Consider the following 24043-nt stretch of genomic DNA (forward strand, 5'->3'; position numbering starts at 1 on the left):
GCCGCGCGCACCGCCGGCCCGCCGCTCAGCGCTGGCAGTGCGGGCAGAGGTAGATCACGCGCTCCTGCGGGTCGGTGATCGAGTCGGTGCGTCCGCGGCCGAGTTCGCCGCGCTCGACGAGCGTGCCGCAGCGGCGGCAGGGCGCGCCGGCCCGTCCGTACACCCAGAGCCGAGCACCGCGCCGGTCGACGCCGGTGGTGACCCGGGCCGTGCGCTCGCGGTTCGCCTGGATGAGGCGGTGCGCCAGCTCGACGATCCGCGCCGGGTCGCCCGCCTCGGCGACCGGTCGCTCCGGGCGGATGCCGCGGAGGAAGCACAGCTCGTTCACGTAGACGTTGCCGAGGCCGGCCATGACGCGCTGGTCGAGCAGCGCGACCGCGATCGGCTCCTCGCCCCGGGCGACGAGCCTCGCCGTCGCCTCGACCGGATCCCAGTCCTCGCCGAGCAGGTCGGGGCCGAGCCTGGCGAGGGCCGCCTCCTCCGCGTGGCGCGGCAGCAGCTCGACCTCGCCGAGTTCGAAGCCCACCGCGACGGCCTCGTCGTTCGCGAGCACGAGCCGGGCGAGGTGGGCGGGCTTGCCCCAGGGCTGGCCCGGCGCGTAGACCCGCCACTCCCCCTCCATCTTCAGATGGCTGCGGACGCTCCACGACGGCGTGCGGACGAGCAGGTGCTTGCCGCGGCTCACGACCTGCTCGACGAGCTCACCGCGGAGGTCGGCGGTCGCGTAGCGCGGCACGCGGAAGTCGCTGCGGACGAGCACCCGGCCGGCGAGGGCCTCCCGGAGCCGCGCGGCAGCCCGGTACACGGTGTCACCTTCGGGCATCGAGCCGAACCCCCTTCGGGGTCTCGCCGAACCCCGCGGCGCCGAGCGCGCGGCCGAATGCCGTGCCGAGCACGAAGACGCCGTTGACCGATTCCACGGCCAGCCGGCGCACCCGTCCCAAGTGCACGAGCTCCGCGAGCGCGGTGGCCGCGGCCTGCAGCGTCGCCTCGTCGTCGCGGTACGCCAGCACCGTCTTGCCGCCGCGCTCGACGTAGAGCACGAGCTCGCCGTCGACGAGCACCACGATGGCACCGGCCTTGCGCGCGGCCCGGTGCGAGCTCTCCCCCGGCGGGTCCGGCCAGGGCAGCGCCGCGCCGTACGCGTTCGCCGGATCGGTCGCGGCGAGGGCGACGGGCCGGGGCGCCGAAACGGATGCCTCGTGGACGCCCGCGCCCGGGGCCCGGCGCACTGGCGGGCGCTCAGCGCCGGGCTCGCGCTCGCCCGCCGGCTCGGCGAAGCCGCGGAGCCGGTCGACGGCGCCCGGTGCGGCGAACTGCGCGGCGCCGAGCCGCTCGACGAAGTAGCCGCGCCGCGAGCGACCCGAGTCCTCGAAGCCGCGCAGCGTCTTGTAGGCGAGCGCGAAGCCGCCGAGCGCGCCCTCGGCGACGACGCTGCCGCGAGTGACCACGCCGTAACGGTCGAGCAGCGTCTCGCCGAGCGCGTGCGCGCGCCGCGTGGCATCCTCGTCGGCGACCGGCAGCACCGACCAGCGACCCGCGACGGACGGCGGCCCGCTGCGGCTCGGCACGGTCGCCCGCGGGAGTGCGCGGCCCCGGAGCATCCTCGCCCGCGGTGCGGGGCGCGAGGACTTGTGGGCGCTCCGCCCCGCACCCACGAGCGCCCGCACCGGTGCGAAGGTGTCGCCGGTGACGAGGCCCGACCAGGCGAGTCCCCAGAGCGCCTCGACGAGCGCCGCATCGTCGGGCGCGTGCTCGAGCTCGCCGAACGCGCCGACCGCGTCGGCCAGCTGCCGGAAGAAGAAGGCGCCGCCAGAGCCGAGGGCGACGAGGAGCTCGCGCTGCACCGGATCGAGCTCGAGCGGGGCCGGCGCGGGCAGGGTCAGCGGAGCGGTCTCGGTCAGGTGCAGGGTGACCCAGCCGTCGTCGCCGGAGAGCGCGCCGGAGCCGGCCCAGAGCACCTCGCCTGCGGCCATCAGCTCATCGAGCATCGCCGGCGAGTAATCGGCCACCCGGGCCGGCAGCACGAGCGATTCCCACGCCGAGGCGGGCAGCCGCGCACCCTCGAGCTGCTCGATCACGGCGACCACGCCGTCGAGCCCGCGCAGGGTGCCGCCGACGTGCTGCCAGGCCGGGAGGAATCGCGCCAGCGCCTCTTGCGGCACCGGCTCGATCTCGTGCCGGAGCGCCGCGAGCGAGCGACGGCGCAGCCGGCGCAGCACCTCGGCGTCGCACCACTCGGTCGCGGTGCCGTGCGGGCGGAACTCCCCCTCGACGACCCGGCGCTCGTCGGCGAGCCGGCGCAGTGCCGCGCGGGCGACCGCGACGCCGATGCCGAAGCGCTCGGCGAGCTCCTCGACCGCGAAGGGCCCGTGGGTGCGTGCGTAGCGTCCGACGAGGTCGCCGAGCGGATCTGCGACCCCCTCGCCGAAGGCGGCGGCCACCCCCGGCGGCACGGGCACGCCGAGCGCGTCGCGCAGCCGGCCGACGTCTTCGACCGCCGCGGCGAACTCGGCGCCCGCGAAGGAGACCCGCACCGCCCGCCGCTCCGCGACGAGCTCGGCCAGGGCGGCCTCGGCGTCGGTGGCGTCGTCGACCCGGGCCGCGAGCTCCTCATCGCGGAGCGGACCGAGCACCCGCAGGAGATCGGCGACACCCTCGACGCCCTTGGCCCGTCGATCGGGGGCGAGCCGCTGCAGCTCGGCCTCGGTCTCGTCGATGACGCCGGGGTCGAGGAGTTCGCGCAGCTCGACCCGGCCGAGGAGCTCGCCGAGCAGCGACTGGTCGATCGCGAGCGCCGCGGCCCGGCGCTCGGCGAGCGGCGAGTCGCCCTCGTACATGAACGCGCCGACGTAGCCGAACAGCAGGGCGCTCGCGAACGGGCTCGGCGTGTCGGTGGTGACCTCGACGAGCCGCACCCGCCGCGCCGCGATGTCGGCGGCGATCTCGACGAGCCCGGGCACGTCGTAGACGTCTTGCAGCACCTCGCGCACCGTCTCGAGGATGATCGGGAACGTCGGGTACGCGCTCGCCACCTCGAGGAGCTGGGCGGCCTTCTGCCGCTGCTGCCAGAGCGGGGAACGGCGGCCGGGCTGGTACTGCGGGAGCAGCAGCGCCCGGGCCGCGCACTCGCGGAAGCGGCTCGCGAACAGCGCTGATCCGCCGACCTCGTCGGCGACGAGCTGCTCGAGCTCGCCCGCCTCGAAGACGAAGAGGTCCGCGCCGGGCGGGTCGACCCCGGTGTCGGGCACCCGCACGATGATGCCGTCGTCGGACGCCACCGCCGAGCCGTCGACGCCGAGCCGCTCCCGCACCCGGGCCGCGACGGCGAGCGCCCACGGCGCGTGCACGGGCATGCCGAACGGCGAGTGCAGGATGACCCGCCAGTCGCCGAGCTCGTCGCGGGTGCGCTCGACGACGAGCGTGCGGTCGCTCGGCACCTGTCCGGTGGCGCGGGCCTGGTCGGCGAGGAACGCGACGAGATTGCGCGCGGCGTTCTCGTCGAGCCCGGCGGCGTTGAGCCGGGCGAGCGCCGGCGACTCCGCCTCGGCGCCGAGCTCGCGCATGAACGCCCCGAGCGCGCGGCCGAGCTCGGCGGGTCGGCCGAGCGCATCGCCCTTCCAGAACGGCACCCGGCCGGGCTGACCGAAGGCGGGCACGACGTTCACCCGGTCGAAGGTGATCTCCTGGATGCGCCAGCTCGTGGCCCCCAGAGCGAACACGTCGCCGACCCGCGACTCGTACACCATCTCCTCGTCGAGCTCGCCGACGCGGCGCGCCGCGCCCTCGTCGGCGCCGACAAGGAACACGCCGAACATGCCGCGGTCGGGAATGGTGCCGCCGTTCGTGACCGCGAGCCGCTGCGCGCCGGGTCGGCCGGTGAGCACGCCCTGCTCGCGATGCCAGACGAGCCGGGGCCGCAACTCGCCGAAGCGGTCGGAGGGGTAGCGCCCCGCCAGGAGGTCGAGGGTCGCCTCGTACGCCGAGCGCGGCAGCGCGGCGAACGGGGCCGAGCGGCGGACGGTCGCGAACCAGCCCTCGACGTCGAGCTCGTCGACCGCCGCCGCGGCGATGGTCTGCTGGGCGAGGATGTCGAGCGGGTTCGCGGGGACCCGGAGCGTCTCGATCGCGCCCGCGAGCATGCGCTCGGAGGCGACCGCGGTGTGCACGAGGTCGGCCCGGTTCTTGGGGAACATCACGCCGCGGGAGACCTCGCCGACCTGGTGGCCAGCGCGCCCGAGCCGCTGCAGCCCGCTCGCGACCGAGGGCGGCGCCTCGACCTGGACGACCAGGTCGACCGCACCCATGTCGATGCCGAGCTCGAGGCTCGAGGTGGCGACGACGCAGCGGAGCCGGCCGGACTTCAGGTCGTCCTCGATCTCGGCCCGCTGCTCCTTGCTGACCGAGCCGTGGTGCGCGCGGGCGATGACGGGCGGCGCGCCGCTCGTCTGCCCCGACTGCGCCATCACCTGTGCCGGCGGCCCGCCCGCCGCGGCCGCGACGGCCAGCTCCTCGCGTTCCGCCTCTTCGAGCTGCAGCTCGTTGAGCCTCGCGGTCAGCCGCTCGGCGAGCCGGCGGGAGTTCGCGAAGACGATCGACGAACGGTTCGCGAGCACCTGATCGAGGATCGCCTGCTCGACGTGCGGCCAGATCGAGCCCGTGGCATCGTCGCTCGCGGGCAGCTGCGCCATGTCCTCGACCGGCACGACGACCCGCAGTTCGAAGCGCTTGTCGGCCGGCGGCGCGACGATCTCGACGGGGGCGCTCGCGCAGAGGAAGCGCGCCACCTCCTCGACGGGGCGCACCGTGGCCGAGAGCCCGATGCGCTGCGCGGGGCGTTCGAGCAGGGCGTCGAGCCGTTCGAGGGTCACGGCGAGATGCGCGCCTCGCTTTGTGCCGGCGACCGCGTGGATCTCGTCGACGATGACCGTCTCGACGGAGCGGAGCGTCTCGCGCGCCTGCGAGGTCAGCATGAGGAACAGCGACTCCGGCGTCGTGATGAGGATGTCGGGCGGACGCCGCTGCAGCGCCCGTCGCTCGTCGGCCGGGGTGTCGCCCGAGCGCACGCCCACCGTGATCGGCGGCGGGGTGTCGCCGAGCCGCTCGGCCACCCGCCCGATGCCCGTGAGCGGCGCACGGAGATTGCGTTCGACGTCGACGCCGAGCGCCTTCAGCGGCGAGAGGTACACCACCCGGGTGCCCGGCTCACGAGCGGGCTCGCGGTGCAGCCGGTCGATGGCCGAGAGGAAGGCCGACAGCGTCTTGCCGGAACCGGTCGGGGCGACGACGAGCGCGTGCGAGCCGCGCCCGATCGCCGACCAGGCCCCGGCCTGCACGGGCGTCGGCGCGCGGAACGCCTCGGTGAACCACGTGCTCGTGGCCGCCGAGAACGCCGCGAGCGCATCGGTCATGGCATCCATTCAAGCGGATGCCGCCGACACTGCCGCCCTTCAGGCGGCGCGACCGCCCACGAGGCGCACTGCGAGCGAGTCGACGCCGGTCGCGATGGCGTCGTCCTCCGCCCAGCGACGCGCGAGCCGGGCCGTCGTGGCGTCGAGCTCCTCGCGGGTGAGCCCCTCGACGAGGTGCAGCACGACGACGAGCTCGGGCCCGGCCAGCTGCGAGAGCGGGTCGCCGGCGGCGAGGTCGATGCCGAGCACCGCGAGCTCGCTGCCGATCGAGCGCTCGAAGGCGAGCCGCACCGGGACGGACTCGAACGGCGGCACCCAGTCGTGCGACTGGGCGACCGCCCAGACCGCCGGCCGCCGCAGCACGAACTCGTTCCCCGAGCCGGCGTCGAGCACGACGAGCTCCGTGCCGTCGTCGGCGGCTGCGAGGCACACCCGGACGCCGTCGGCGGGCACCGGCCGCGCTTCGGGGTTCCATTCGCGCATCGCCTCGACGGAGGAGAACACGGGCAGCACGCGCCGCCCGTCCGGCCCCTCCACCGTCACGATCGAGAGCTCCTGGCTCTTGTCGACGGGGTGGCCGTGCGGGCCGAGTTCGGCGCCGCCGGACTCCCCCGAGCCCGCCGAGGGGTCGCCGAGCTCCGCGAGGAGCGGGATCAGGAGCCGCGCTCGGCCGAACTCGGCGACCACGGCCGCCTGCGAGCCGTCGCCGTCCCGGAACCGCGCGAGCGCCGCCCCGAGCTCCGGCGGGGTCGAGCCGTCGTCACCGGCATGCGGATTCGCCTCGAAGGCGCGTCCGGCCCACGGCACGCCTGCCGAGTCGGTGAGGTGCGCGGGAAGCTCCCGTGCGCCGTCCCGGCCGTCGCGGTCGGCTGCCTCGGCGTCGCTCATCGGAACGCCGTCAGTAGCCGGCGACGTCGAGGGCTTCGGCGAGCGTGAAGGCCCCGGCGTACAGCGCCTTGCCGACGATCGAGCCCTCGAGCCCGAGCGGCACGAGCTCGCGGAGCGCGGCGATGTCGTCGAGGTTCGAGACGCCGCCGGAGGCGACGACGGGCCGATGCGTGCGCTCCATGACCTGGCGGAGCAGCTCGAGATTGGGGCCCTGCAGGGTGCCGTCCTTGGTGACGTCGGTGACGACGTAGCGGGCGGCCCCCGCCTCCTCCAGACGGTCCATGACCTGCCAGAGGTCGCCGCCGTCCTTCGTCCAGCCGCGAGCGGCCAGGGTCGTGCCACGCACGTCGAGACCGATGGCGATGGCCTCCCCGTACTGGGCGATCACCGAGGCGGCCCACTCGGGGTTCTCGAGCGCCGCGGTGCCGAGGTTGATGCGCTTCGCACCGATCTCGAGCGCGTTCTCGAGCGAGGCGTCGTCGCGGATGCCGCCGGAGAGCTCGACGTTGACGCCGCGCACCTGGCGGATGACCTTCTTCAGGATGCCCGCGTTCGAGCCGCGACCGAAGGCGGCGTCGAGGTCGACGAGGTGGATCCAGTCGGCGCCCTGGTCGGCCCACTCGGCCGCGGCGTCGACGGGGTCGCCGTAGTTGGTCTCGGTGCCCGCCTCCCCCTTGGTCAGGCGGACGGCTTTGCCGCCGGCGACGTCGACGGCCGGCAGGAGCACCAGGCGCGGGGTGTGGTTGAACTCGCTCATCACTGTCCTCGGAGAGAAGGCCGCTGTGCGGCACTCGGGCACAGTCACAGCATCCTAGTCGGGGCCGACGGCCGCCGTTGACACGTGACGATCAGAGTCGGGACGGCGGGGCGTCCCGGTGCTCAGGAAAGACTGCCGATCCAGTTGGAGAGCAGGCGGATGCCGGCATCCGCCGACTTCTCCGGGTGGAACTGGGTGGCGGACAGCGGGCCGTTCTCGACCGCCGCCAAGAAGCGACCGCCGTGCTCGGCCCAGGTGAGCGAGGGCTGCGGGAACGGCGGAATGACGTCGAGACTCCACCGCTGGGCGGCGAAGGAGTGCACGAAGTAGAAGCGCTCGTCCTCGATGCCGTCGAAGAGCACGCTGCCGGCATCGGGCGTCACGGTGTTCCACCCCATGTGCGGCAGCACCTCGGCCGGCAGCTCCGTGACCTCGCCGGGCCACTCGCCGAGGCCCTCGGTATCGGTGCCGCGCTCGACGCCGCGCTCGAACATGACCTGCATCCCCACGCAGATGCCGAGCACCGGGCGTCCGCCGGCGAGCCGCCGGTCGATGAGCTCGTCGCCGCGCACGGCGCGGAGCTGCTCCATCACCGCGCGGAAGGCGCCGACCCCGGGCACGACGAGCCCGTCGGCCTCCATCACCGCCGCGCGGGCCGCGGTGACCTCGACCTCCGCCCCCGCCCGTTCGAGCGCCTTCGCCGCCGAGTGCACGTTGCCGGAGCCGTAGTCGAGGACGACGACGCGCCGGGTGCGGCTCACAGCGCGCCCTTCGTGGACGGGATGCCGACGACGAGCGGGTCGAGCGCCTTCGCCTGCCGGAACGCCCGCGCGAACGCCTTGAACTCGGCCTCGGCGATGTGGTGCGGGTCGCGTCCGCCGAGCACGCGGACGTGCACGGTGAGCCCGGCGTTGAAGGTGATGGCCTCGAAGACGTGACGCACCATCGACCCCGTGAAGTGCCCGCCGATGAGGTGGAACTCGAAGCCCTCGGGCTCGCCGGTGTGCACGAGGTACGGCCGGCCCGAGATGTCGACGACGGCCTGCGCGAGCGCCTCGTCGAGCGGGACGAGCGCATCGCCGTAGCGCGAGATGCCGCGCTTGTCGCCGAGCGCCTGGCGGATGGCCTGGCCGAGCACGATGCCCGTGTCCTCGACGGTGTGGTGGACATCGATGTGCACGTCGCCGCTGGCGCGCACGGTGAGATCGCTCAGCGAGTGCTTGGCGAAGGCGGTGAGCAGGTGGTCGTAGAACGGGACCCCCGTCTCGATGTCGCTCGTGCCGGTGCCGTCGAGATCGATGGAGAGGTCGATGCTCGACTCGCTCGTCTCGCGCTGGACGCGGGCCGTGCGGTGCTGGTTCGCCATGGTCATGCTCCGATCCTATTCGCGGCGCTCGGCGCGAACAGCGCGATCGCCTCGAGGAACGCGGTCGTCTCCGCCTCCGTGCCCGCGCTCACCCGGAGGCTGCCGGGCAGGCCGATGTCGCGGATCAGCACGCCCCGCTCGAGCAGCGCCTGCCAGAGCGCCGCCGGCTCGTCGACGCCGCCGAACAGCACGAAGTTCGATCCGCTCCGGAACGGGCGGAAGCCGAGCCCGCCGAGCTCGCGCACGATGCGCTCGCGCTGTCCGCGGATTTCGTCGACCATCGCGAGCATCTCGTCGCTGTGCGCGAGGGCGGCGAGGGCGGCGGCCTGGGTGAGGGCGGAGAGGTGGTACGGGAGCCGCACGAGACGGAGGGCGTCGATCACCGCCGGGTCTGCGGCGAGGTAGCCCACTCGCGCGCCCGCGAAGGCGAAGGCCTTGCTCATGGTGCGCGAGACGACGAGGCGCGGCCGGCCCTCGAGGAGCTCGAGCGCGCTCGGCGTGCCGGGGTCGGCGAACTCGAAGTAGGCCTCGTCGACGATTACGATGCCGCGCGCCGCATCGGCGACCGCGCGGATCGTGTCGAGCGACACCGGAGTGCCGGTGGGGTTGTTCGGCGCGCAGAGGAAGACGATGTCGGGATCGTGCTGCTCGATCGCCGCGACGGCCGTCTCGGCGCACAACTCGTAGTCGGCGTCGCGCGGGGCGTCGATCCACTCGGTGCCGGTGCCGGAGGCGAGCAGCGAGTACATCGAGTACGTGGGCGAGAAGCCGAGCGCCCGGCGCCCCGGCCCCCCGAACGCCTGCAGCAGGTGCTGCAGCACCTCGTTCGAGCCGTTCGCCGCCCAGATCTGCTCGGGCGTGAGCCCGTGCCCGAGATAGCGGGCGAAGGCCTCGCGCAGTTCGGTGAACTCGCGGTCGGGGTAGCGGTTCAGCTGGAGGATGGCCGCCGCGACCCGCGCGACGATGTCGTGCGCGACGTCCTCGGGGATCGGATGCGTGTTCTCGTTCACGTTGAGGGCGACCGGAACGACCTTCTGCGGAGCGCCGTAGGGCGAGCGCCCCCTGAGGTCGTCGCGGATGGGCAGATCTTCGAAGCTCGTCACCACTTCATGCTAGTGATGCGCGACCCCCTGTGACTCCGCGCCGTGACGCCGCGCTGAGGCGGCACCGGAGCGCTCAGTTCGCGGCGGGAAGGGCCAGGCGCTGGCCCGGCTCGACCACCGAGGAGTCGAGCCCGTTGAGTCGGATGATGTCGTCGATGACCACCCGCGGATCAGCACCGGGGTCGGTCGCCTCGGCGATCTCCCACAGGGTGTCGCCGGCGCCGACCGTGACGTAGTCGAAGCTCGCGCCCGAGCCGCCGACGGCGTCGTCCGCCGCCGCGACGCCGGCACCGAGCACGCTCAACGCGGCCCAGATGACGAGCGGGAGCGCGCCGAGGGTCGTGAAGACGACGCGACCGCGTCGAGTCAGTCGGAGCCGCGTGCGGGCACCTGCGAAACCGTTCGCGGTGAACTCGGCACCGCTCGCCATGACTGCGCTCATCTCAACACCTCCAGGAGAATCGCACCCGGCCCTCGGCCGGGAGGGCCGGATGCGAAGCTGTGTTCCGAATCTATCTTCGATTGTTCGAATCTGCAAGCCGTTCTTCGAACATTGCGCCGCATCGGATTCGCGACACACTCGAAGGAATGTTTGCCGCACCCGCGTTGCGCGGATACAGTTTCGAATGTCAGAACAGAGTCCATCAGGGACCACCGACATTCCGGTCGCAAGACCGCCGACGAGGGGCGTCAGCACGTGAGCACCGAGACCGAGGGCAGCAAACCGGCCGCACGTGCGCGCCGCCGCAAGAGCCTGAGCGCGAAGCAGATCTCGATCCTCGAGGTCATCCAGCGCTCGGTCGCGACGCGGGGCTACCCGCCGAGCATGCGCGAGATCGGCGACGCCGTGGGCCTGTCCTCGCTCTCGAGCGTCACCCACCAGCTGAACCAGCTGGAGCTGGCCGGCTACCTCCGGCGCGACCCGAACCGGCCCCGCGCGCTCGAGGTGCTGATCGAGCTCCCCGGCACCGAGGAGCGCCAGCCGAGCGACGGCGAGCCCATCCCGGTCGGCGACGCCGCGATGGTGCCGCTCGTCGGCCGCATCGCCGCCGGCATCCCGATCACCGCCGAGCAGCAGATCGACGAGGTCTTCCCGCTTCCCCGCCAGCTCGTCGGCAAGGGCGAGCTGTTCATGCTGAAGGTCGTCGGCGACTCCATGGTCGACGCGGCGATCTGCGACGGCGACTGGGTTGTCGTGCGTTCGCAGCGCACCGCGGAGAACGGCGAGATCGTCGCGGCCATGCTCGACGAGGAGGCCACGGTGAAGGTCTTCCGGCAGCGCGACGGCCACACCTGGCTGCTCCCCCGCAACAGCGCCTTCGAGCCGATCCTGGGCGACGACGCCGAGGTGCTCGGCAAGGTCGTCGCGGTGCTCCGCGCAGTCTGAGGCCCCCAGACGCCAGGAACGGCCCGGGATGCCTCGCATCCCGGGCCGTTCCGCGTGCACAGCGCCGCGACCGGCCAGCCCACTCAGCCGCGGGCGAGCGACTCCCGCACCGAGCGGGCGGCTCCGACGAGGTGCGTGAGCGAGGCGACCGTCTCGTCGTAGCCGCGCGTCTTCAGCCCGCAGTCCGGGTTCACCCAGAGCCGCGACGCCGGCACCTCGGCCACCGCGCGCTCCAGGAGCTCGCGGACCTCGTCCTCACCGGGCACCCGGGGCGAGTGGATGTCGTACACGCCGGGACCCACGCCGTGGTCGAAGCCGCTGCGGCCGAGGTCCTCGACCACCTCCATGCGGCTGCGCGCGGCCTCGATGCTCGTGACGTCGGCGTCGAGCCCCCGGATGGCGTCGATGACGACGCCGAACTCGGAGTAGCAGAGGTGCGTGTGCACCTGCGTCGCCGGTGCGGCCCCGGCCGTCGCGAGCCGGAACGCGCCGACCGACCACTCGAGGTAGGCCGGCTGCTCCGCGCGGCGGAGCGGCAGCAGCTCCCGGAGCGCGGGCTCGTCGACCTGGATGATCCGGATGCCGGCGGCCTCCAGGTCCGCGACCTCGTCGCGGAGCGCGAGGCCCACCTGGCGCGCGGTGTCGCCGAGCGGCTGATCGTCACGCACGAACGACCAGGCCAGGATCGTCACGGGCCCCGTCAGCATCCCCTTCAGGTGCCGTTGGGTCAGCGACTGCGCGTAGGCCGACCAGCCGACGGTCATCGGGGCGGGGCGGGAGACGTCGCCCCAGAGGATCGACGGGCGCGTGCAGCGCGAGCCGTAGGACTGCACCCAGCCGTGCTCGGTCACCGCGAAGCCGTCGAGCAGCTCGGCGAAGTACTGCACCATGTCGTTGCGCTCCGGCTCGCCGTGCACGAGCACGTCGAGGCCGAGTTCCTCCTGGAGGCGCACGACCCGCTCGATCTCTTGCTCGATGATCGCGCGGTAGCCCGCATCGTCGAGCTCGCCGCTCGCGAGCGCGGCGCGAGCGCGCCGGAGCTCGCCGGTCTGCGGGAAGGAGCCGATCGTCGTGGTCGGCAGCTCCGGCAGCCCGAGGTCGAGCTGGGCCTCGACGCGGGCGTCGTAGTCGACGCGGGCGAAGTCAGCGTCCGAGAGGGCGGCCAGCCGCTCGCGGACCGCCGGCACCCGCACCCCGGGCGCGCCGGCCCGGTCGACGAGGGCGGCCGAGGCATCCGCGAGCTCCGACTCGATCGCCTGACGGCCGTGCGCGAGCCCGCGCGCGAGCGTCGCGACCTGGGCGACCTTCTGATCGGCGAACGCGAGCCAGCTCGCGAGGCGCGGGTCGAGCCGCTGCTCGTCGGCCAGGTCGTGCGGCACGTGCTGGAGCGAGGTGGAGCTCGCGATCGCGAGCGAGCCGGCCAGCCCCTCGAGCGCGACCGCGCGGTCGAACGCCGCCGCGAGGTCGCCCCGCCAGATGTTCCGCCCGTCGATGACGCCCGCGACGAGCGTCTTACCCGCCAGGCCCGCGCGGGCGGCGTCGTCGAGTCCGCTCGGGAGCTCCCCCCGCACGAGGTCGAGCCCGATCGCCTCGACGGGCGTCGCGGCGAGCACGGCCAGTCCCTCGCCGATGCCGCCGTAGGGGGTCGCGACGAAGAGCGCCGGGCGCCGCTCCGCGGCCCCGAGCACCGCGTACGCCCGCGCCGCCGCCTCGCGGAGGCGGGCCGGGCCGTCGTCGAGGCTCTCGCTGGCGAGCGCCGGCTCGTCGAGCTGCACCCACGTGGCACCCGCCTCGGCGAGGCGCGCCAGGAGCTCGGCGTAGACGGGGAGCAGCCGCTCCAGCGCGTCGAGCGGTCGGAAGCCCGCCGGAGCCTCCGTCGCGGGCTTCGCGAGCGCGAGGAGCGTCACCGGGCCGACGAGCACCGGACGCGTGATCGTCCCCTCCGCCAGCGCCTCCGCGAAGCGCGTCACGAGCCGCTCCGGGTGCGCGGCGAACGCGGTTCCCGGCGCGATCTCGGGCACGAGGTAGTGGTAGTTCGTATCGAACCACTTCGTCATCTCGAGCGGCGGCTGCCCCGCCTCGCCGCGGGCGAGCACGAACTCGCCGTCGACGTCGACCGAACCGTCGGCGGCACGGACGTGCGCGAAGCGCTCGGGCACCGCGCCGACCGCGAGGGCGGTGTCGAGCACCTGGTCGTACGCGGCGAAGGAGTCGGGGATGGCCGAGTCGTCGCCGAGCCCGAGCTCGATGAGCCGCGCGCGCGTCGCCGACCGCAGCTCGGCGGTCCGCCGCTCGAGCTCGGCGCGGTCGATGCGCCCGGCCCAGTAGGCCTCCACGGCGCGCTTGAGCTCGCGGCGCCGGCCGATCCGCGGGTAGCCGAGGATCGTGCCCGCGGGGAAGGCGGGTGCGGTCATGTGCTGGGTCCTTTCGTCGTGCTGCGGGGTCGACGAGGCACCGCGGGATCGCGGGTCGCCGGTGAGGCCCGGGGCGGGGCGCCTCGGACCGGGTCTTCTCGTTCGGGCTCAGCCGTGCGTCGTGGCCGAGTGGATGCCGATCCGCTCGAGCACGGATCGCACCGTCTCGTGCTGGTTGTACGTGTAGAGATGGAGGCCCGGGGCGCCGCCCGCCAGCACCGCGGCGGCGAGCGCCGCGGCGTGCGTCTCGCCGATCTCGGCGCGAGCCTCGGCATCCGGCTCGATCTCGAGCGCGATCGCGAGCTCGGCCGGGGGCTCCACGCCCGTCAGCTGGGTGAGTCGGGCGAGCCGGGCCGGGGTCGTGACGGGCATGAGGCCGGGCAGGATCGGGATCGTGACCCCCGCGGCGCGCGCCCGCTCCACGAAGCCGAGATAGTCCTCGGCGCGCCAGAACAGCTGGGTGATCGCGAGGGTCGCCCCGGCGACCTCCTTGGCGAGGAGCACGTCGACGTCCTGCGCGAGGCCGCGCGAGCGCGGGTGCCCGGTCGGGAACGCGGCCACGGCGACCCGCTCGGGTCGCGGCCTCGCCCGGATCCGCCGGGCGCGGGGGGTCCCCGGCACCCCCACCTGGCCGAAGGGCTCGCGCTCCTCCTGCACCCGATGGATGAGCTGCACGAGTTCGGCGGCCGAGCCGAGGTCGCCGAGTCCGGCATCCGCGTCCCCGTCCTCGGGCGGGTCGCCGCGCAGGGCGAGGAAGCTCGTGATGCCGGCATCGAGGAACTCGCGCACGAGGCGGTTCGCCTCAGCGTGGGAGGAGCCGACGCAGGTGAGGTGCGCCATCGGCTCGACCCGGGTGTGCTCGAGGATGTAGCGGAGCACCGTGAGGGATCGCCCGCGCGAGGATCCGCCCGCGCCGAAGGTGACGGAGATGAAGGCGGGGTCGACCTCGGCCAGCCGATCGATCGTGCGTCCGAGCGCGATCGCCGCGGCATCGCTGCGCGGCGGGTACAGCTCGAAGGAGATCGGCGGGCGGCCGGGACAGTCGCCTGCGGCTCCGGTCATGCTGGCTCCTCGACGGGATGCCGCATGGGCGATGGCACGGCTTGCCGCGACCACCGCCGCACTGCGGCGGGTGGGTCTCGCGGGCGGGTGCCGGGCTCGGCGGTCGCTCCTGGCGGCGGGCATCCGGCCCGTCGCCGACGATCAGGAGCGACGATACGCCGACCGCGCCCGTCCCGCAGGAGTATGACCGAGGATGACGCCGCGGGACGCCGGATGACCCGCCGTCCAACGACGGTGCGACTGGCTCCTACGCCGCGACCGGCGCCCGGAACTCGGCGAGCTGGCCCGCGAGCTCCGGCGAGACGAGCGCGCGCACCCGGGTGCCCTCCTCGACGTACTCGAGTTCGAGCACGCGGGAGGTCTCGTGCAGCGCGGAGACGATGTCGCCCCGCTCGTACGGCACGAGCAGCTCGACCTCGACGGCCGGGTCGGGCAGCATCCGCCCGATCGCCTCGAGCACGGCCTCGACGCCTTCGCCGGTGCGCGCGGAGACGAACACCGCGTCGGGCTCGAGCCCCTGGAGCACCAGGCGGTCCTCGGCGGTGACGAGGTCGGCCTTGTTGAACACGACGAGCTCGGGCACGTCGCGCGCGCCGACCTCGCCGATGACGTCGCGCACGGTGGCGATCTGCCCGGCGGGGTCGGGGTGCGCGGCGTCGACGACGTGCACGATGAGGTCGGCGTCGCCGACCTCCTCGAGCGTCGAGCGGAACGCCTCGACGAGCTGGTGCGGCAGGTTGCGCACGAAGCCGACCGTGTCGGCGATCGTGTACACCCGGCCGTCGGCCGTCGTGTTGCGCCGCACGGTCGCGTCGAGGGTCGCGAAGAGCGCGTTCTCGACGAGCACGCCCGCGCCGGTGATGCGGTTCAAGAGGCTCGACTTGCCGGCGTTCGTGTAGCCGGCGATCGCGACCGACGGCACCGCGTTGCGCTTGCGGTTGGCCCGTTTGGCCTCGCGGGCCGGCTTCATGCCGACGATCTGCTTGCGGAGCTTCGCCATGCGGGAGTGGATGCGCCGACGGTCGAGCTCGAGCTTCGTCTCACCGGGACCGCGGCTGCCCATGCCCGCGCCGGCGCCGCCGACCTGGCCACCGGCCTGTCGCGACATCGACTCGCCCCAGCCGCGGAGCCGGGGAAGCAGGTACTCGAGCTGCGCGAGTTCGACCTGGGCCTTGCCCTCGCGGCTCTTCGCGTGCTGGCTGAAGATGTCGAGGATCACGGCCGTACGGTCGATCACCTTGACCTTCACCGCGTCCTCCAGCGCACGGCGCTGGCTCGGTGCGAGCTCGGTGTCGGCGATCACGGTGTCGGCGCCGAGCGAGGCCACGATGTGGCGCAGCTCCTCGACCTTGCCGCGGCCGAGGTAGGTGGCGGGGTCGGGGTGCGGGCGGCGCTGCAGCACGCCGTCGAGGACCCGGGCGCCGGCGGTCTCGGCGAGGGCCGAGAGCTCGCGCAGCGAGGTCTCGGCGTCGTCGAGCGAACCCTGCGAGTAGACGCCGATGAGCACGACGTTCTCGAGCCGGAGCTGGCGGTACTCGACCTCGGTGACGTCTTCGAGCTCGGTCGACAGCCCGCTCACGCGGCGGAGCGCCGCGCGTTCCTCACGGTCGAGCTGTTCGCCGTCGGTGGACTGCCACGGCGAGGCATCCGCGCCGTCCTTCTGGATCGCTGCGGCGGCCTCGGCACCGAACCGGGCGATGCCGGCACGCGTGTCGGCCGAGCGCAGCACGCGCTCGACGGCGTCGTCGGGGTGCTGTTCTGGGGCTTCGTTCATCGTGTCCAGCCTACTTCTCCCTCGTGCGATAAGTTCCCCTGTATGTCTCAGGAGCACTACTTCTCGTCCAAGCCCGCGTCGGAGGACGCGCTGCGCACCGTCCAGGTGCGCCTGGCAGGGCGTGAACTCGAGCTGCTCACCGCCGCCGGGGTGTTCAGCCCCGGGCACGTCGACCACGGCACCCGCGTGCTGCTCGACCACGCTCCCGAGCCGCCCGCCGACGGCCAACTGCTCGACCTGGGCTGCGGCTGGGGGCCGATGGCGCTGACGCTCGCGCTGCGCTCCCCCGATGCGACGGTCTGGGCGGTCGACGTCAACGAGCGGGCGCTCGACCTCGTGCGGCGGAATGCCGCACGGCTCGGGCTCCACAATGTCAACGCCGTGCTGCCCGCCGATGTTCCCGGCGACGTGGCGTTCCGTGCGATCTGGTCCAACCCGCCGATCCGCATCGGCAAGCCGCAGCTGCACGAACTCCTCACGACGTGGCTGCCCCGCCTCGAGGCCGGTCGCTCGGCCTGGCTCGTCGTGCAGAAGAACCTCGGCGCCGACTCGCTGCAGCGCTGGCTCGGCGAAACGCTGCCGAGCGGCACGGCGGTCGAGCGGCACGCCACCGACAAGGGCTTCCGCCTCATCGAGGTGCGCTCGCCCGACGCGTAGGCCGGCCGCGGCGGGCGTCGCGCTCGGCCCTCGCGATCAGTCCGCCGCGCCCGTGCGCGCCGCGCGGATCGCCGCCGTGCTCGTGAGCACGAGGAAACCGCTCGTCGCGAGCAGCACCGCGAGCAGGGGCACGGTCCAGGCGCCGGTCGACTCGTGCAGGGCGCCGAGCACGGGCGGCGCGGTCGCGGCGAGCAGGTAGCCGCCGGCCTGCACGAGCGCGGACATCTGCGTCGTCTCCCGATCGGTGCGGGTGAACCGCACCACCGAGGCGATGATGACGACGAAGCCGCCGCCCTGCGCGATGCCGCCCGTGACGGTCCAGAGCAGGTACGCGTCCGGCGCGAGCAGCAGCCCGAGCGGCAGGCTCATCCACAGCACGCCGACGATCGCGGGCTGCAGCCAGACGGGGCGCGCCCGGCCGAGGAACGGCACCCCGAGCGCGCCCACGACGGCGGCAAGCTGGAACAGCGAGGAGACGTTGCCCGCGGCGATCGCGTCGAGACCGTGCTCGTCGCCGTAGAGGCTCGGCAGCCAGGCGCTCAGGCCATAGTACGAGAACGACTGCGTGGCGAAGGCCGCGGCGAGCAGCCAGGTCATGCTGTTGCGCCATGCGGAGCGCTCCCCCGGGATCACCCCGGTCGGCCCGGTCACCGCCTGCATCGACCCGGTGACGGCGAGCGCCTCCGCCGCCCTCGCCTCGCGGCTCTCCGCGACCGTGCGGCGCAGGTGCACGCCCCACACCGCGAGCGCGACGAGGATGAGCACGCCCCAGACGGCGGTGGCCCACTGCCAGCCGATCTGCTCGGCGAGCGGGGCGGTGGCGGCGATCGTGAGCATCGAGCCGACGTTCATCATGGCCGAGTAGACGCCGGTGACGAGCTGCGCCCGCGCGGGCGGCACATCGCGCCTGATGACCACGGGGACGACGACGTTGCCGATCGCGATGGCGATGCCGATCACGATGGTGCCGACGAAGGCGGCGGCGGTCGTTCCGCCGGAGCGGATGATCGTGCCGATCAGTGTGCCGATGAGCGCGATCGCGACGGCGCGCTCGGCACCGGTGAGCCGGATCGTCCAGGCGGCGACCGGCGTGCCGAGGGCGAAGCAGAGCACGGGCAGGCTCGTCAGCAGCCCCGCGGTGGTCGGCGTGATGCCGAGGCTCTGCTCGATGTCCCCGATGACCGGGGAGATGGTGACGAGCGGTCCGCGGAAGTTCAGCGCGACGAGCGAGATGCCGACGAGCAGCAGCCAGGGGAAGGCGGAGCGGGCGGACTCGCGGCGATCGGCGCCGCTCATGCGAGCGCGAGCACGCCGTCGTAGACGAGCTCGGCCGGGCCGGAGAGCGAGACGTGCTCGCCGTCGGGGGCGCTCACCATGCGGACGCCGAGCACCCCGCCGGGCACCTGGACGCGCCAGGCGTCGGGCGCGCCCGCGCCGGCCCAGTGCCGCACGGCGAGCGCCGAGGCGACCGCGCCCGTGCCGCACGACAGGGTCTCGCCCGAGCCGCGCTCGTGCACCCGCATGCGGATGCGGCCGACGCCGTCCTCGACGAGCGGGTCGGCCGGCACGACGAACTCCACGTTCGCGCCGGCCTCGGGCTCGGGGTCGAGCACCGGCAGGTAGCCGAGGTCGAGGCCCTCGAGCTCGGCCTCGTCGGCGAGGGCGACGACGACGTGCGGGTTGCCGACGTCGATGCCGAGACCGGGCCGGGCGACGGGCAGGTTCTTCGCGCGCACGAGCGGCTCGCCGCCGGCGAGCCGCCAGACGCCGAGGTCGGCCTGGTAGCCGCCGCCCGCCCGACGCACGTGCCGCACGCCGGCGCGCGTGCCGATGATGAGCTCGCCGCCGTCGGACAGCTCGGCGAGGCCCTGGTCGAGCAGGTACGCGGCGTAGACGCGGATGCCGTTGCCGCACATCTCGGAGACGGAGCCGTCGGCGTTCCAGTAGTCCATGAACCAGACGGCCGCGGCGTCCTCGGCGAGGGCGTCGGCCCCGGCGTCGAGATTGCTGCTCCGGACCGCGCGGATGACGCCGTCGGCGCCGACGCCGAAGCGGCGGTCGCAGACCGCGCGGATCTGCTCGGGGGTCAGTTCGAGGTCGCCCTCGGGATCCGCGAAGAGCACGAAATCGTTGCCGGTGCCCTGCCCCTTGGTGAACCTGAGATCGAACGACATGCGCTTCAGTCTAGGGCGGCGAGACGGTCGAGCTCCGCGGCGCGGGCGGCGTCGTCGAGGGGGTCGAGCACGACCGCTTCGCGGTGCCGCTTGAACCAGCCCACCTGCCGCCTGGCATACACCCGGGTGAGCTGCTGGGTCTCGGCGATCGCCTCGGCCCGCGGCATCCGGCCCTGCAGCTCGGCGAGCGCCTGCGCGTAGCCGATCGCCTTGCGTGCGGTGACTCCGCGCTCCAGGCCCTGAGGGACGAGTCCAGCCACCTCGTCGACGAGCCCGTCGCGCCACATCTGCTCGACCCGGGCGTCGAGCCGGGCGACGAGCGCGGCCCGATCGCTACGGAGGTGCACGATGCGGTGCGGGCGCCACGGCACCGGCTCCTCGGGAAGGCGTGCCGCCTTCGGCTCCCCGGTCACTTCGATGACCTCGAGCGCTCGCACGATGCGCCGGCCGTTCTGGGCGTCGACCCCCGCGGCGGTCTCGGCGTCGATCTCGCGCAGCCGCGCATGCAGGAGCCCCGGCCCGCCCTCGGCGAGCTCGGCCTCGAGCCGCGCACGCACCGCCGGGTCGGTGCCGGGGAAGCGGAAGTCGTGGATGACGCTCGAGACGTACAGCCCGGAGCCGCCGACGAGCACGGCGACGCCCCCGCCGCCCGTGATGCGGTCGACGGCGGCGCGCGCGTCGCGCTGGTACGCGGCGACGGACGCCTCGGCGGTCACGTCGAGGACGTCGAGGAGGTGGTGCGGGATGCCCCGGCGCGCCGCGACGGGGAGCTTCGCCGTGCCGATGTCCATGCCGCGGTACAGCTGCATGGCGTCGGCGTTCACGATCTCGGCGTGCCGGCCGGTGCGGGTGACCGACTCGGCGAGATCGAGCGCGAAGTCCGACTTGCCGGTGCCGGTGGCGCCGACGACCGCGACGAGGGTCACCTAGCGCTGACCGTCGGTGGGGTCGTAGATCGGCATGGTGCCGACGCCCGGCGAGACGAGCGGCTCCCGCGCCACGCGCACGGAGGGCAGCCCGAGCGAGACGGGACCGGGAGCGCCCGCGGCGCCGCCGTCGCCCGGCACACCGCAGCTCTCGGCCTGGGCGCGGTCCCAGGCGTCGCCGGCGCGGGTGCGGCGGACGGCGAGCGGAGCACCGTCGGGCGAGTCGGCGATGAGGTGGAACGGCGCCGCCTGCGAGATGACGACGGTGACGACGTCGCCCGGGCGCGGGATCTCCGATCCTTCGGGCACCTCGAAGTGCACCAGCCGACTGTCTTCGGCGCGGCCGGAGAGCCGGTGCGTCTCGGCGTCCTTCTTGCCCTCGCCGGTCGCGACGAGTACCTCGGCGGTGCGGCCGATGAGGCGCTGGTTCTCCTCCCAGGAGATGCGCTCCTGGAGGGCGATGAGCCGCTCGTAGCGCTCCTGCACGACCTCCTTCGGAACCTGCTCCTCCATGGTGGCGGCGGGGGTGCCCGGGCGGATGGAGTACTGGAAGGTGAAGGCGGAGGCGAAGCGGGCCGCCTCGACGACGCGCAGCGTCTCCTGGAAGTCCTCCTCGGTCTCGCCGGGGAAGCCGACGATGATGTCGGTGGAGATCGCCGCGTTCGGGATCTTCGCCCGCACGCGATCGAGGATGCCGAGGAAGCGCTCGGAGCGATAGGAGCGCCGCATGGCCTTCAGGATGCGGTCGGAGCCCGACTGCAAGGGCATGTGCAGCTGCGGCATCACGTTCGGCGTCTCGGCCATGGCGTCGATGACGTCATCGGTGAAGGCGGCGGGGTGCGGGCTCGTGAAGCGGATGCGCTCGAGGCCGTCGATCTGGCCTGCCGCGCGGAGGAGCTTGCCGAACGCCTGCCGGTCGCCGAACTCGACGCCGTAGGAGTTGACGTTCTGCCCGAGCAGCGTGACCTCGATGGCGCCGTCGTCGACGAGCGCCTGCACCTCGGCGAGGATCTCGCCGGGCCGGCGGTCCTTCTCCTTGCCGCGGAGGGCCGGCACGATGCAGAAAGTGCAGGTGTTGTTGCAGCCGACCGAGATCGAGACCCAGCCGCTGTAGGTGGAGTCCCGCTTGGTCGGCAACGTGGAGGGGAACACCTCGAGCGCGTCGAGGATCTCGAGCTGCGCCTCGTCGTTGTGACGGGCCCGCTCGAGCAGGCTCGGCAGGGCGCCCATGTTGTGGGTGCCGAAGACGACGTCGACCCACGGCGCCTTCTCGAGGATGACGTTCTTGTCCTTCTGCGCGAGGCAGCCGCCGACGGCGATCTGCATGCCCGCGTGCCGGCGCTTCACCCCGGCGAGGTGGCCGAGGTTGCCGTAGAGCTTGTTGTCGGCGTTCTCGCGGACCGCGCAGGTATTGATGACGACCACGTCGGCCTCGGCGCCGTTCGCGGGCACGTAGCCGGCGGCCTCGAGGGAGCCGGACAGCCGCTCGGAGTCGTGCACGTTCATCTGACAGCCGAAGGTGCGCACCTCGTAGGTGCGCGGGGCGGACTCTGCCTGGGCGGGGACGGCCTCGCCCGGCGAGACCTCGTGAAGCGTGCTCATGATCGCACCAGTCTACGAGCGTTCGCGAGGCAGCGCCGTCGCCACCGCCTCCCGCACCACGTCGCCCGGGTAGCCCCGCCGGGCGAGGAATGCCGAGAGCCGGCGCTCGGCCACCGCGCGATCGAGCCCGCCGAGCTGCCTGGCCCGACGCTCCGCGACCGCGATCGCGTTCGAGAGCTCGACCTCGGGGTCGAGCTCTCCGACGGCCTCGCGAGCGACGGCCACGTCGACGCCGCGCCGGCCGAGCTCGGCGAGGATCGCCCCGCTCCCCCGGCCCCGCCGCTCGCCGTGACTGTGGACGAGCTGCTCGGCGAGCCGGGCGTCGTCGAGGTAGCCGAGCCGCTCGTAGCGCTCGATCCAGTCCTCCACCTCGACGTCGTCGAGCCCGTGCTCGACGAGCACGGCGCGGACCTCGGAGACGGACAGCGCCGAACGCCGCAGCCGCCCGACCACGATGCGGTCGATGCGCTCGTCGCGCTCGGGCCCCGGCTCGTTGGACTCGGGGGTCTCCTCGGCCGGGGACCGGCGCCCGCGGGCGCCCCCCGCTCGCGAGCGCTCGGCCGGCGGCCGCACGGTGCGCCGCCCGGCGGCGGCCCCAGCGGAGGTGGCCTCAGCGGAAGCGGCCCCATCGGAGGCCGCCCCGTCGACGGGGTCTGGTGACACGGCGATGAGATGCGACCACTCGCTGCCGCGCGGCGGTCGCGCCTCGGAGTCGTGCGAGCGCGAGCGGCTCGGGCGCGACGTGGCCGAGCGCCCTGCCGACCCCGAATCGCCCTGGCGCGGGCTCGCATCGACGCCGGGGACCGCCCAGGGCAGATACGCGACGGGCGCGAGACGCTCGGACTCGGCCGGCGAACCGACCTCGCCCGAGCGCTCGCGCCCGCCACCCGGCTCGTGCCGACGGACCATGGGACTCAGGCGCCCCGGCGCTTCGCGTCGATGGATTCGACGTTGCCGCCGGTCTCGGCGGCCTGCTGCCCCTGCTTGCCGATGCCGAGCTTCACGAGGATCTTCTGCTCGATGTCGGCGGCGATGTCGGGGTTCTGCAGGAGGAAGTTGCGCGCGTTCTCCTTGCCCTGGCCCAGCTGGTCGCCGTCGTAGGTGTACCACGCGCCCGACTTCTTCACGATGGCCTGGTCGACGCCGTAATCGATGAGCGAACCCTCGCGGGAGATGCCGACGCCGTAGAGGATGTCGAACTCGGCCTGCTTGAACGGCGGGGCCATCTTGTTCTTGACGACCTTGACACGGGTGCGGTTGCCGACCGCCTCGGTGCCGTCCTTCAGAGTCTCGATGCGACGGATGTCGAGGCGCACCGAGGCGTAGAACTTCAGCGCCTTGCCGCCGGCGGTCGTCTCGGGCGAGCCGAAGAACACGCCGATCTTCTCGCGGAGCTGGTTGATGAAGATCATGGTGGTGTTCGTCTGGTTGAGCCCACCGGTCAGCTTGCGGAGCGCCTGCGACATGAGGCGGGCCTGCAGGCCGACGTGCGAGTCGCCCATCTCGCCCTCGATCTCGGCGCGGGGCACGAGCGCCGCGACGGAGTCGATGACGACGAGGTCGATGGAGCCCGAGCGGACGAGCATGTCGGCGATCTCGAGCGCCTGCTCGCCCGTGTCGGGCTGCGAGACGAGCAGCGAGTCGATGTCGACGCCCAGCTTCTTCGCGTAGTCGGGGTCGAGCGCGTGCTCGGCGTCGACGAAGGCGGCGATGCCGCCCGCGCGCTGCACGTTGGCGATCGCGTGCAGGGTGAGCGTGGTCTTGCCCGAGGACTCGGGGCCGTAGATCTCGATGATGCGGCCTCGAGGCAGGCCGCCGACGCCGAGCGCGACGTCGAGGGCGATGGAACCGGTCGGGATGACCTCGACGGGGGCGCGCTCTTCGCTGCCGAGGCGCATGACGGAGCCCTTGCCGAACTGGCGGTCGATCTGGGCGAGGGCGGTTTCGAGGGCTTTCTCGCGGTCTGCGGGAGAGGGCATGAGGTGGGCTCCTTCTGAGTCGGTCGGCTGCCTCTAGGCTGTCGCGCCTCGCGCGGGGCCGTGACCCCACCCGTCTGACGACAAGGCTGGTTCGGATCGGAGGATCCGACGCCTCCGACGCTAGTCACCCCCACCGACACGGAGTGCCGGGAGCGATGGACCGTGGACGGATCCGCAGATCACCTCACCTGTTGAGGACAGTACCGCAGCACCGAACGCATGTTCGAACTCGACGCGGCGTGTCGAACAGATCTTCGGTCGGAATCAGCTCGTCGCGCGCGGTTCGCGGATCGCCGGCCCGTGCCGGCGCGCCAGCGGAACATCCGTCGCCTCGCAGAGCGCCGCCCAGACCTCGCGGGCGGGAGCGCCATCGGCGAGCGCCTCTTTGGCCGTGCGCCCGCCGAACGAGGCCAGTGCCAGGTCGGCGACGACCACCGCGCCGTAGCCCTCGCCGAATTCCTCGGCGACAGCGAGCTGGAACTCGCTGAGCTTCACGTCGACCTCCTGCCGGCCGGATCGGCCGGGGACAGCCGAACGGCCGGT

The 24043-nt window shown here is 73.5% G+C and carries 20 protein-coding genes; 2 read left to right on the forward strand and 18 right to left on the reverse strand.

Annotated features, from left to right (window positions below; translation table 11 throughout):
* Positions 1-25: 25 nt before the first annotated feature.
* The 8 genes from QSJ60_RS13020 to QSJ60_RS13055 all read right to left on the reverse strand — a co-directional run bounded on the left by QSJ60_RS13020 (position 26) and on the right by QSJ60_RS13055 (position 9967).
* Positions 26-823 carry a DNA-formamidopyrimidine glycosylase family protein gene (locus QSJ60_RS13020; RefSeq protein WP_285463869.1) on the reverse strand — a complete coding sequence of 266 codons (798 nt, stop codon included), beginning with the start codon at positions 821-823 and terminating at the stop codon, positions 26-28.
* The gene (locus QSJ60_RS13025; RefSeq protein ID WP_285463870.1) at positions 810-5411 is read right to left on the reverse strand and encodes an ATP-dependent helicase; all 4602 of its coding nucleotides are present in this window, start codon (positions 5409-5411) and stop codon (positions 810-812) included. The genes QSJ60_RS13020 and QSJ60_RS13025 overlap by 14 nt, the downstream gene beginning before the upstream one ends.
* Before the next feature lie 39 nt (positions 5412-5450).
* A complete protein-coding gene (locus QSJ60_RS13030) occupies positions 5451-6299 on the reverse strand; it encodes an SseB family protein (protein ID WP_230766628.1) in 849 nt (282 codons plus the stop codon).
* 10 nt (positions 6300-6309) lie between these two features.
* The gene (gene priA, locus QSJ60_RS13035; RefSeq protein WP_189086019.1) at positions 6310-7056 is read right to left on the reverse strand and encodes a bifunctional 1-(5-phosphoribosyl)-5-((5-phosphoribosylamino)methylideneamino)imidazole-4-carboxamide isomerase/phosphoribosylanthranilate isomerase PriA; all 747 of its coding nucleotides are present in this window, start codon (positions 7054-7056) and stop codon (positions 6310-6312) included.
* Positions 7057-7178: 122 nt separating this feature from the next.
* Positions 7179-7817 (reverse strand): imidazole glycerol phosphate synthase subunit HisH, encoded by a 639-nt coding sequence (gene hisH, locus QSJ60_RS13040; protein ID WP_189086020.1) that lies wholly within the window; start codon positions 7815-7817, stop codon positions 7179-7181.
* On the reverse strand, positions 7814-8422 hold the full coding sequence (gene hisB / locus QSJ60_RS13045; protein WP_189086190.1) for an imidazoleglycerol-phosphate dehydratase HisB: 609 nt from the start codon (positions 8420-8422) through the stop codon (positions 7814-7816). The genes hisH and hisB overlap by 4 nt, the downstream gene beginning before the upstream one ends.
* A gap of 2 nt (positions 8423-8424) precedes the next feature.
* Positions 8425-9525, reverse strand: coding sequence for a histidinol-phosphate transaminase (locus tag QSJ60_RS13050; RefSeq protein WP_285463871.1), 1101 nt, complete (start codon positions 9523-9525; stop codon positions 8425-8427).
* 73 nt (positions 9526-9598) lie between these two features.
* Entirely contained in the window at positions 9599-9967 is a 369-nt protein-coding gene (locus QSJ60_RS13055; protein ID WP_285463872.1) for a LysM peptidoglycan-binding domain-containing protein, read from the reverse strand.
* Positions 9968-10222: 255 nt separating this feature from the next.
* On the opposite strand from QSJ60_RS13055, the gene lexA reads away from it, so the two are divergent.
* Positions 10223-10912 carry a transcriptional repressor LexA gene (gene lexA / locus QSJ60_RS13060; RefSeq protein WP_229781765.1) on the forward strand — a complete coding sequence of 230 codons (690 nt, stop codon included), beginning with the start codon at positions 10223-10225 and terminating at the stop codon, positions 10910-10912.
* 83 nt (positions 10913-10995) lie between these two features.
* Here lexA and metE read toward each other — a convergent pair whose 3' ends face one another.
* From metE to hflX, 3 genes are all read right to left on the reverse strand, one after another.
* The gene (gene metE, locus QSJ60_RS13065; RefSeq protein WP_285463873.1) at positions 10996-13326 is read right to left on the reverse strand and encodes a 5-methyltetrahydropteroyltriglutamate--homocysteine S-methyltransferase; all 2331 of its coding nucleotides are present in this window, start codon (positions 13324-13326) and stop codon (positions 10996-10998) included.
* 108 nt (positions 13327-13434) lie between these two features.
* On the reverse strand, positions 13435-14388 hold the full coding sequence (locus QSJ60_RS13070; protein WP_230766616.1) for a methylenetetrahydrofolate reductase: 954 nt from the start codon (positions 14386-14388) through the stop codon (positions 13435-13437).
* A gap of 247 nt (positions 14389-14635) precedes the next feature.
* Entirely contained in the window at positions 14636-16162 is a 1527-nt protein-coding gene (gene hflX / locus QSJ60_RS13075) for a GTPase HflX (RefSeq protein WP_189086024.1), read from the reverse strand.
* 42 nt (positions 16163-16204) lie between these two features.
* On the opposite strand from hflX, the gene QSJ60_RS13080 reads away from it, so the two are divergent.
* The gene (locus QSJ60_RS13080) at positions 16205-16819 is read left to right on the forward strand and encodes a class I SAM-dependent methyltransferase (RefSeq protein WP_285463874.1); all 615 of its coding nucleotides are present in this window, start codon (positions 16205-16207) and stop codon (positions 16817-16819) included.
* Positions 16820-16855: 36 nt separating this feature from the next.
* Here QSJ60_RS13080 and QSJ60_RS13085 read toward each other — a convergent pair whose 3' ends face one another.
* The 7 genes from QSJ60_RS13085 to QSJ60_RS13115 form a co-directional block, all read right to left on the reverse strand.
* A complete protein-coding gene (locus tag QSJ60_RS13085) occupies positions 16856-18115 on the reverse strand; it encodes an MFS transporter (protein WP_285463875.1) in 1260 nt (419 codons plus the stop codon).
* Positions 18112-18993 carry a diaminopimelate epimerase gene (gene dapF / locus QSJ60_RS13090; protein WP_285463876.1) on the reverse strand — a complete coding sequence of 294 codons (882 nt, stop codon included), beginning with the start codon at positions 18991-18993 and terminating at the stop codon, positions 18112-18114. Before dapF ends, QSJ60_RS13085 begins: the two co-directional genes overlap by 4 nt.
* A 5-nt stretch (positions 18994-18998) precedes the next feature.
* A complete protein-coding gene (gene miaA, locus QSJ60_RS13095; protein WP_285463877.1) occupies positions 18999-19919 on the reverse strand; it encodes a tRNA (adenosine(37)-N6)-dimethylallyltransferase MiaA in 921 nt (306 codons plus the stop codon).
* On the reverse strand, positions 19920-21521 hold the full coding sequence (gene miaB, locus QSJ60_RS13100; protein ID WP_189086029.1) for a tRNA (N6-isopentenyl adenosine(37)-C2)-methylthiotransferase MiaB: 1602 nt from the start codon (positions 21519-21521) through the stop codon (positions 19920-19922).
* A 12-nt stretch (positions 21522-21533) separates the two neighbouring features.
* Positions 21534-22430: a regulatory protein RecX gene (locus QSJ60_RS13105; RefSeq protein ID WP_285463878.1), complete on the reverse strand. Its 897-nt coding sequence runs from the start codon at positions 22428-22430 to the stop codon at positions 21534-21536.
* Positions 22431-22435: 5 nt separating this feature from the next.
* On the reverse strand, positions 22436-23500 hold the full coding sequence (gene recA / locus QSJ60_RS13110) for a recombinase RecA (RefSeq protein WP_230766598.1): 1065 nt from the start codon (positions 23498-23500) through the stop codon (positions 22436-22438).
* A 264-nt stretch (positions 23501-23764) separates the two neighbouring features.
* A complete protein-coding gene (locus QSJ60_RS13115) occupies positions 23765-23995 on the reverse strand; it encodes a DUF3046 domain-containing protein (protein ID WP_189086032.1) in 231 nt (76 codons plus the stop codon).
* Positions 23996-24043 lie beyond the last annotated feature (48 nt).

Source organism: Agromyces sp. NBRC 114283 (assembly GCF_030268405.1).
GTDB classification, from domain to species: domain Bacteria; phylum Actinomycetota; class Actinomycetes; order Actinomycetales; family Microbacteriaceae; genus Agromyces; species Agromyces mediolanus.

Excerpts from the sequence above, each read along its gene's own strand:
- QSJ60_RS13020 (WP_285463869.1), bottom strand. The coding sequence starts at position 823 with ATGCCCGAAGGTGACACCGTGTACCGGGCTGCCGCGCGGCTCCGGGAG.
- QSJ60_RS13025 (WP_285463870.1), bottom strand. The coding sequence starts at position 5,411 with ATGACCGATGCGCTCGCGGCGTTCTCGGCGGCCACGAGCACGTGGTTC.
- QSJ60_RS13030 (WP_230766628.1), bottom strand. The coding sequence starts at position 6,299 with ATGAGCGACGCCGAGGCAGCCGACCGCGACGGCCGGGACGGCGCACGG.
- priA (WP_189086019.1), bottom strand. The coding sequence starts at position 7,056 with ATGAGCGAGTTCAACCACACCCCGCGCCTGGTGCTCCTGCCGGCCGTC.
- hisB (WP_189086190.1), bottom strand. The coding sequence starts at position 8,422 with ATGGCGAACCAGCACCGCACGGCCCGCGTCCAGCGCGAGACGAGCGAG.
- QSJ60_RS13055 (WP_285463872.1), bottom strand. The coding sequence starts at position 9,967 with ATGAGCGCAGTCATGGCGAGCGGTGCCGAGTTCACCGCGAACGGTTTC.
- metE (WP_285463873.1), bottom strand. The coding sequence starts at position 13,326 with ATGACCGCACCCGCCTTCCCCGCGGGCACGATCCTCGGCTACCCGCGG.
- QSJ60_RS13070 (WP_230766616.1), bottom strand. The coding sequence starts at position 14,388 with ATGACCGGAGCCGCAGGCGACTGTCCCGGCCGCCCGCCGATCTCCTTC.
- hflX (WP_189086024.1), bottom strand. The coding sequence starts at position 16,162 with ATGAACGAAGCCCCAGAACAGCACCCCGACGACGCCGTCGAGCGCGTG.
- QSJ60_RS13080 (WP_285463874.1), top strand. The coding sequence starts at position 16,205 with ATGTCTCAGGAGCACTACTTCTCGTCCAAGCCCGCGTCGGAGGACGCG.
- QSJ60_RS13085 (WP_285463875.1), bottom strand. The coding sequence starts at position 18,115 with ATGAGCGGCGCCGATCGCCGCGAGTCCGCCCGCTCCGCCTTCCCCTGG.
- dapF (WP_285463876.1), bottom strand. The coding sequence starts at position 18,993 with ATGTCGTTCGATCTCAGGTTCACCAAGGGGCAGGGCACCGGCAACGAT.
- miaB (WP_189086029.1), bottom strand. The coding sequence starts at position 21,521 with ATGAGCACGCTTCACGAGGTCTCGCCGGGCGAGGCCGTCCCCGCCCAG.
- QSJ60_RS13105 (WP_285463878.1), bottom strand. The coding sequence starts at position 22,430 with ATGGTCCGTCGGCACGAGCCGGGTGGCGGGCGCGAGCGCTCGGGCGAG.
- recA (WP_230766598.1), bottom strand. The coding sequence starts at position 23,500 with ATGCCCTCTCCCGCAGACCGCGAGAAAGCCCTCGAAACCGCCCTCGCC.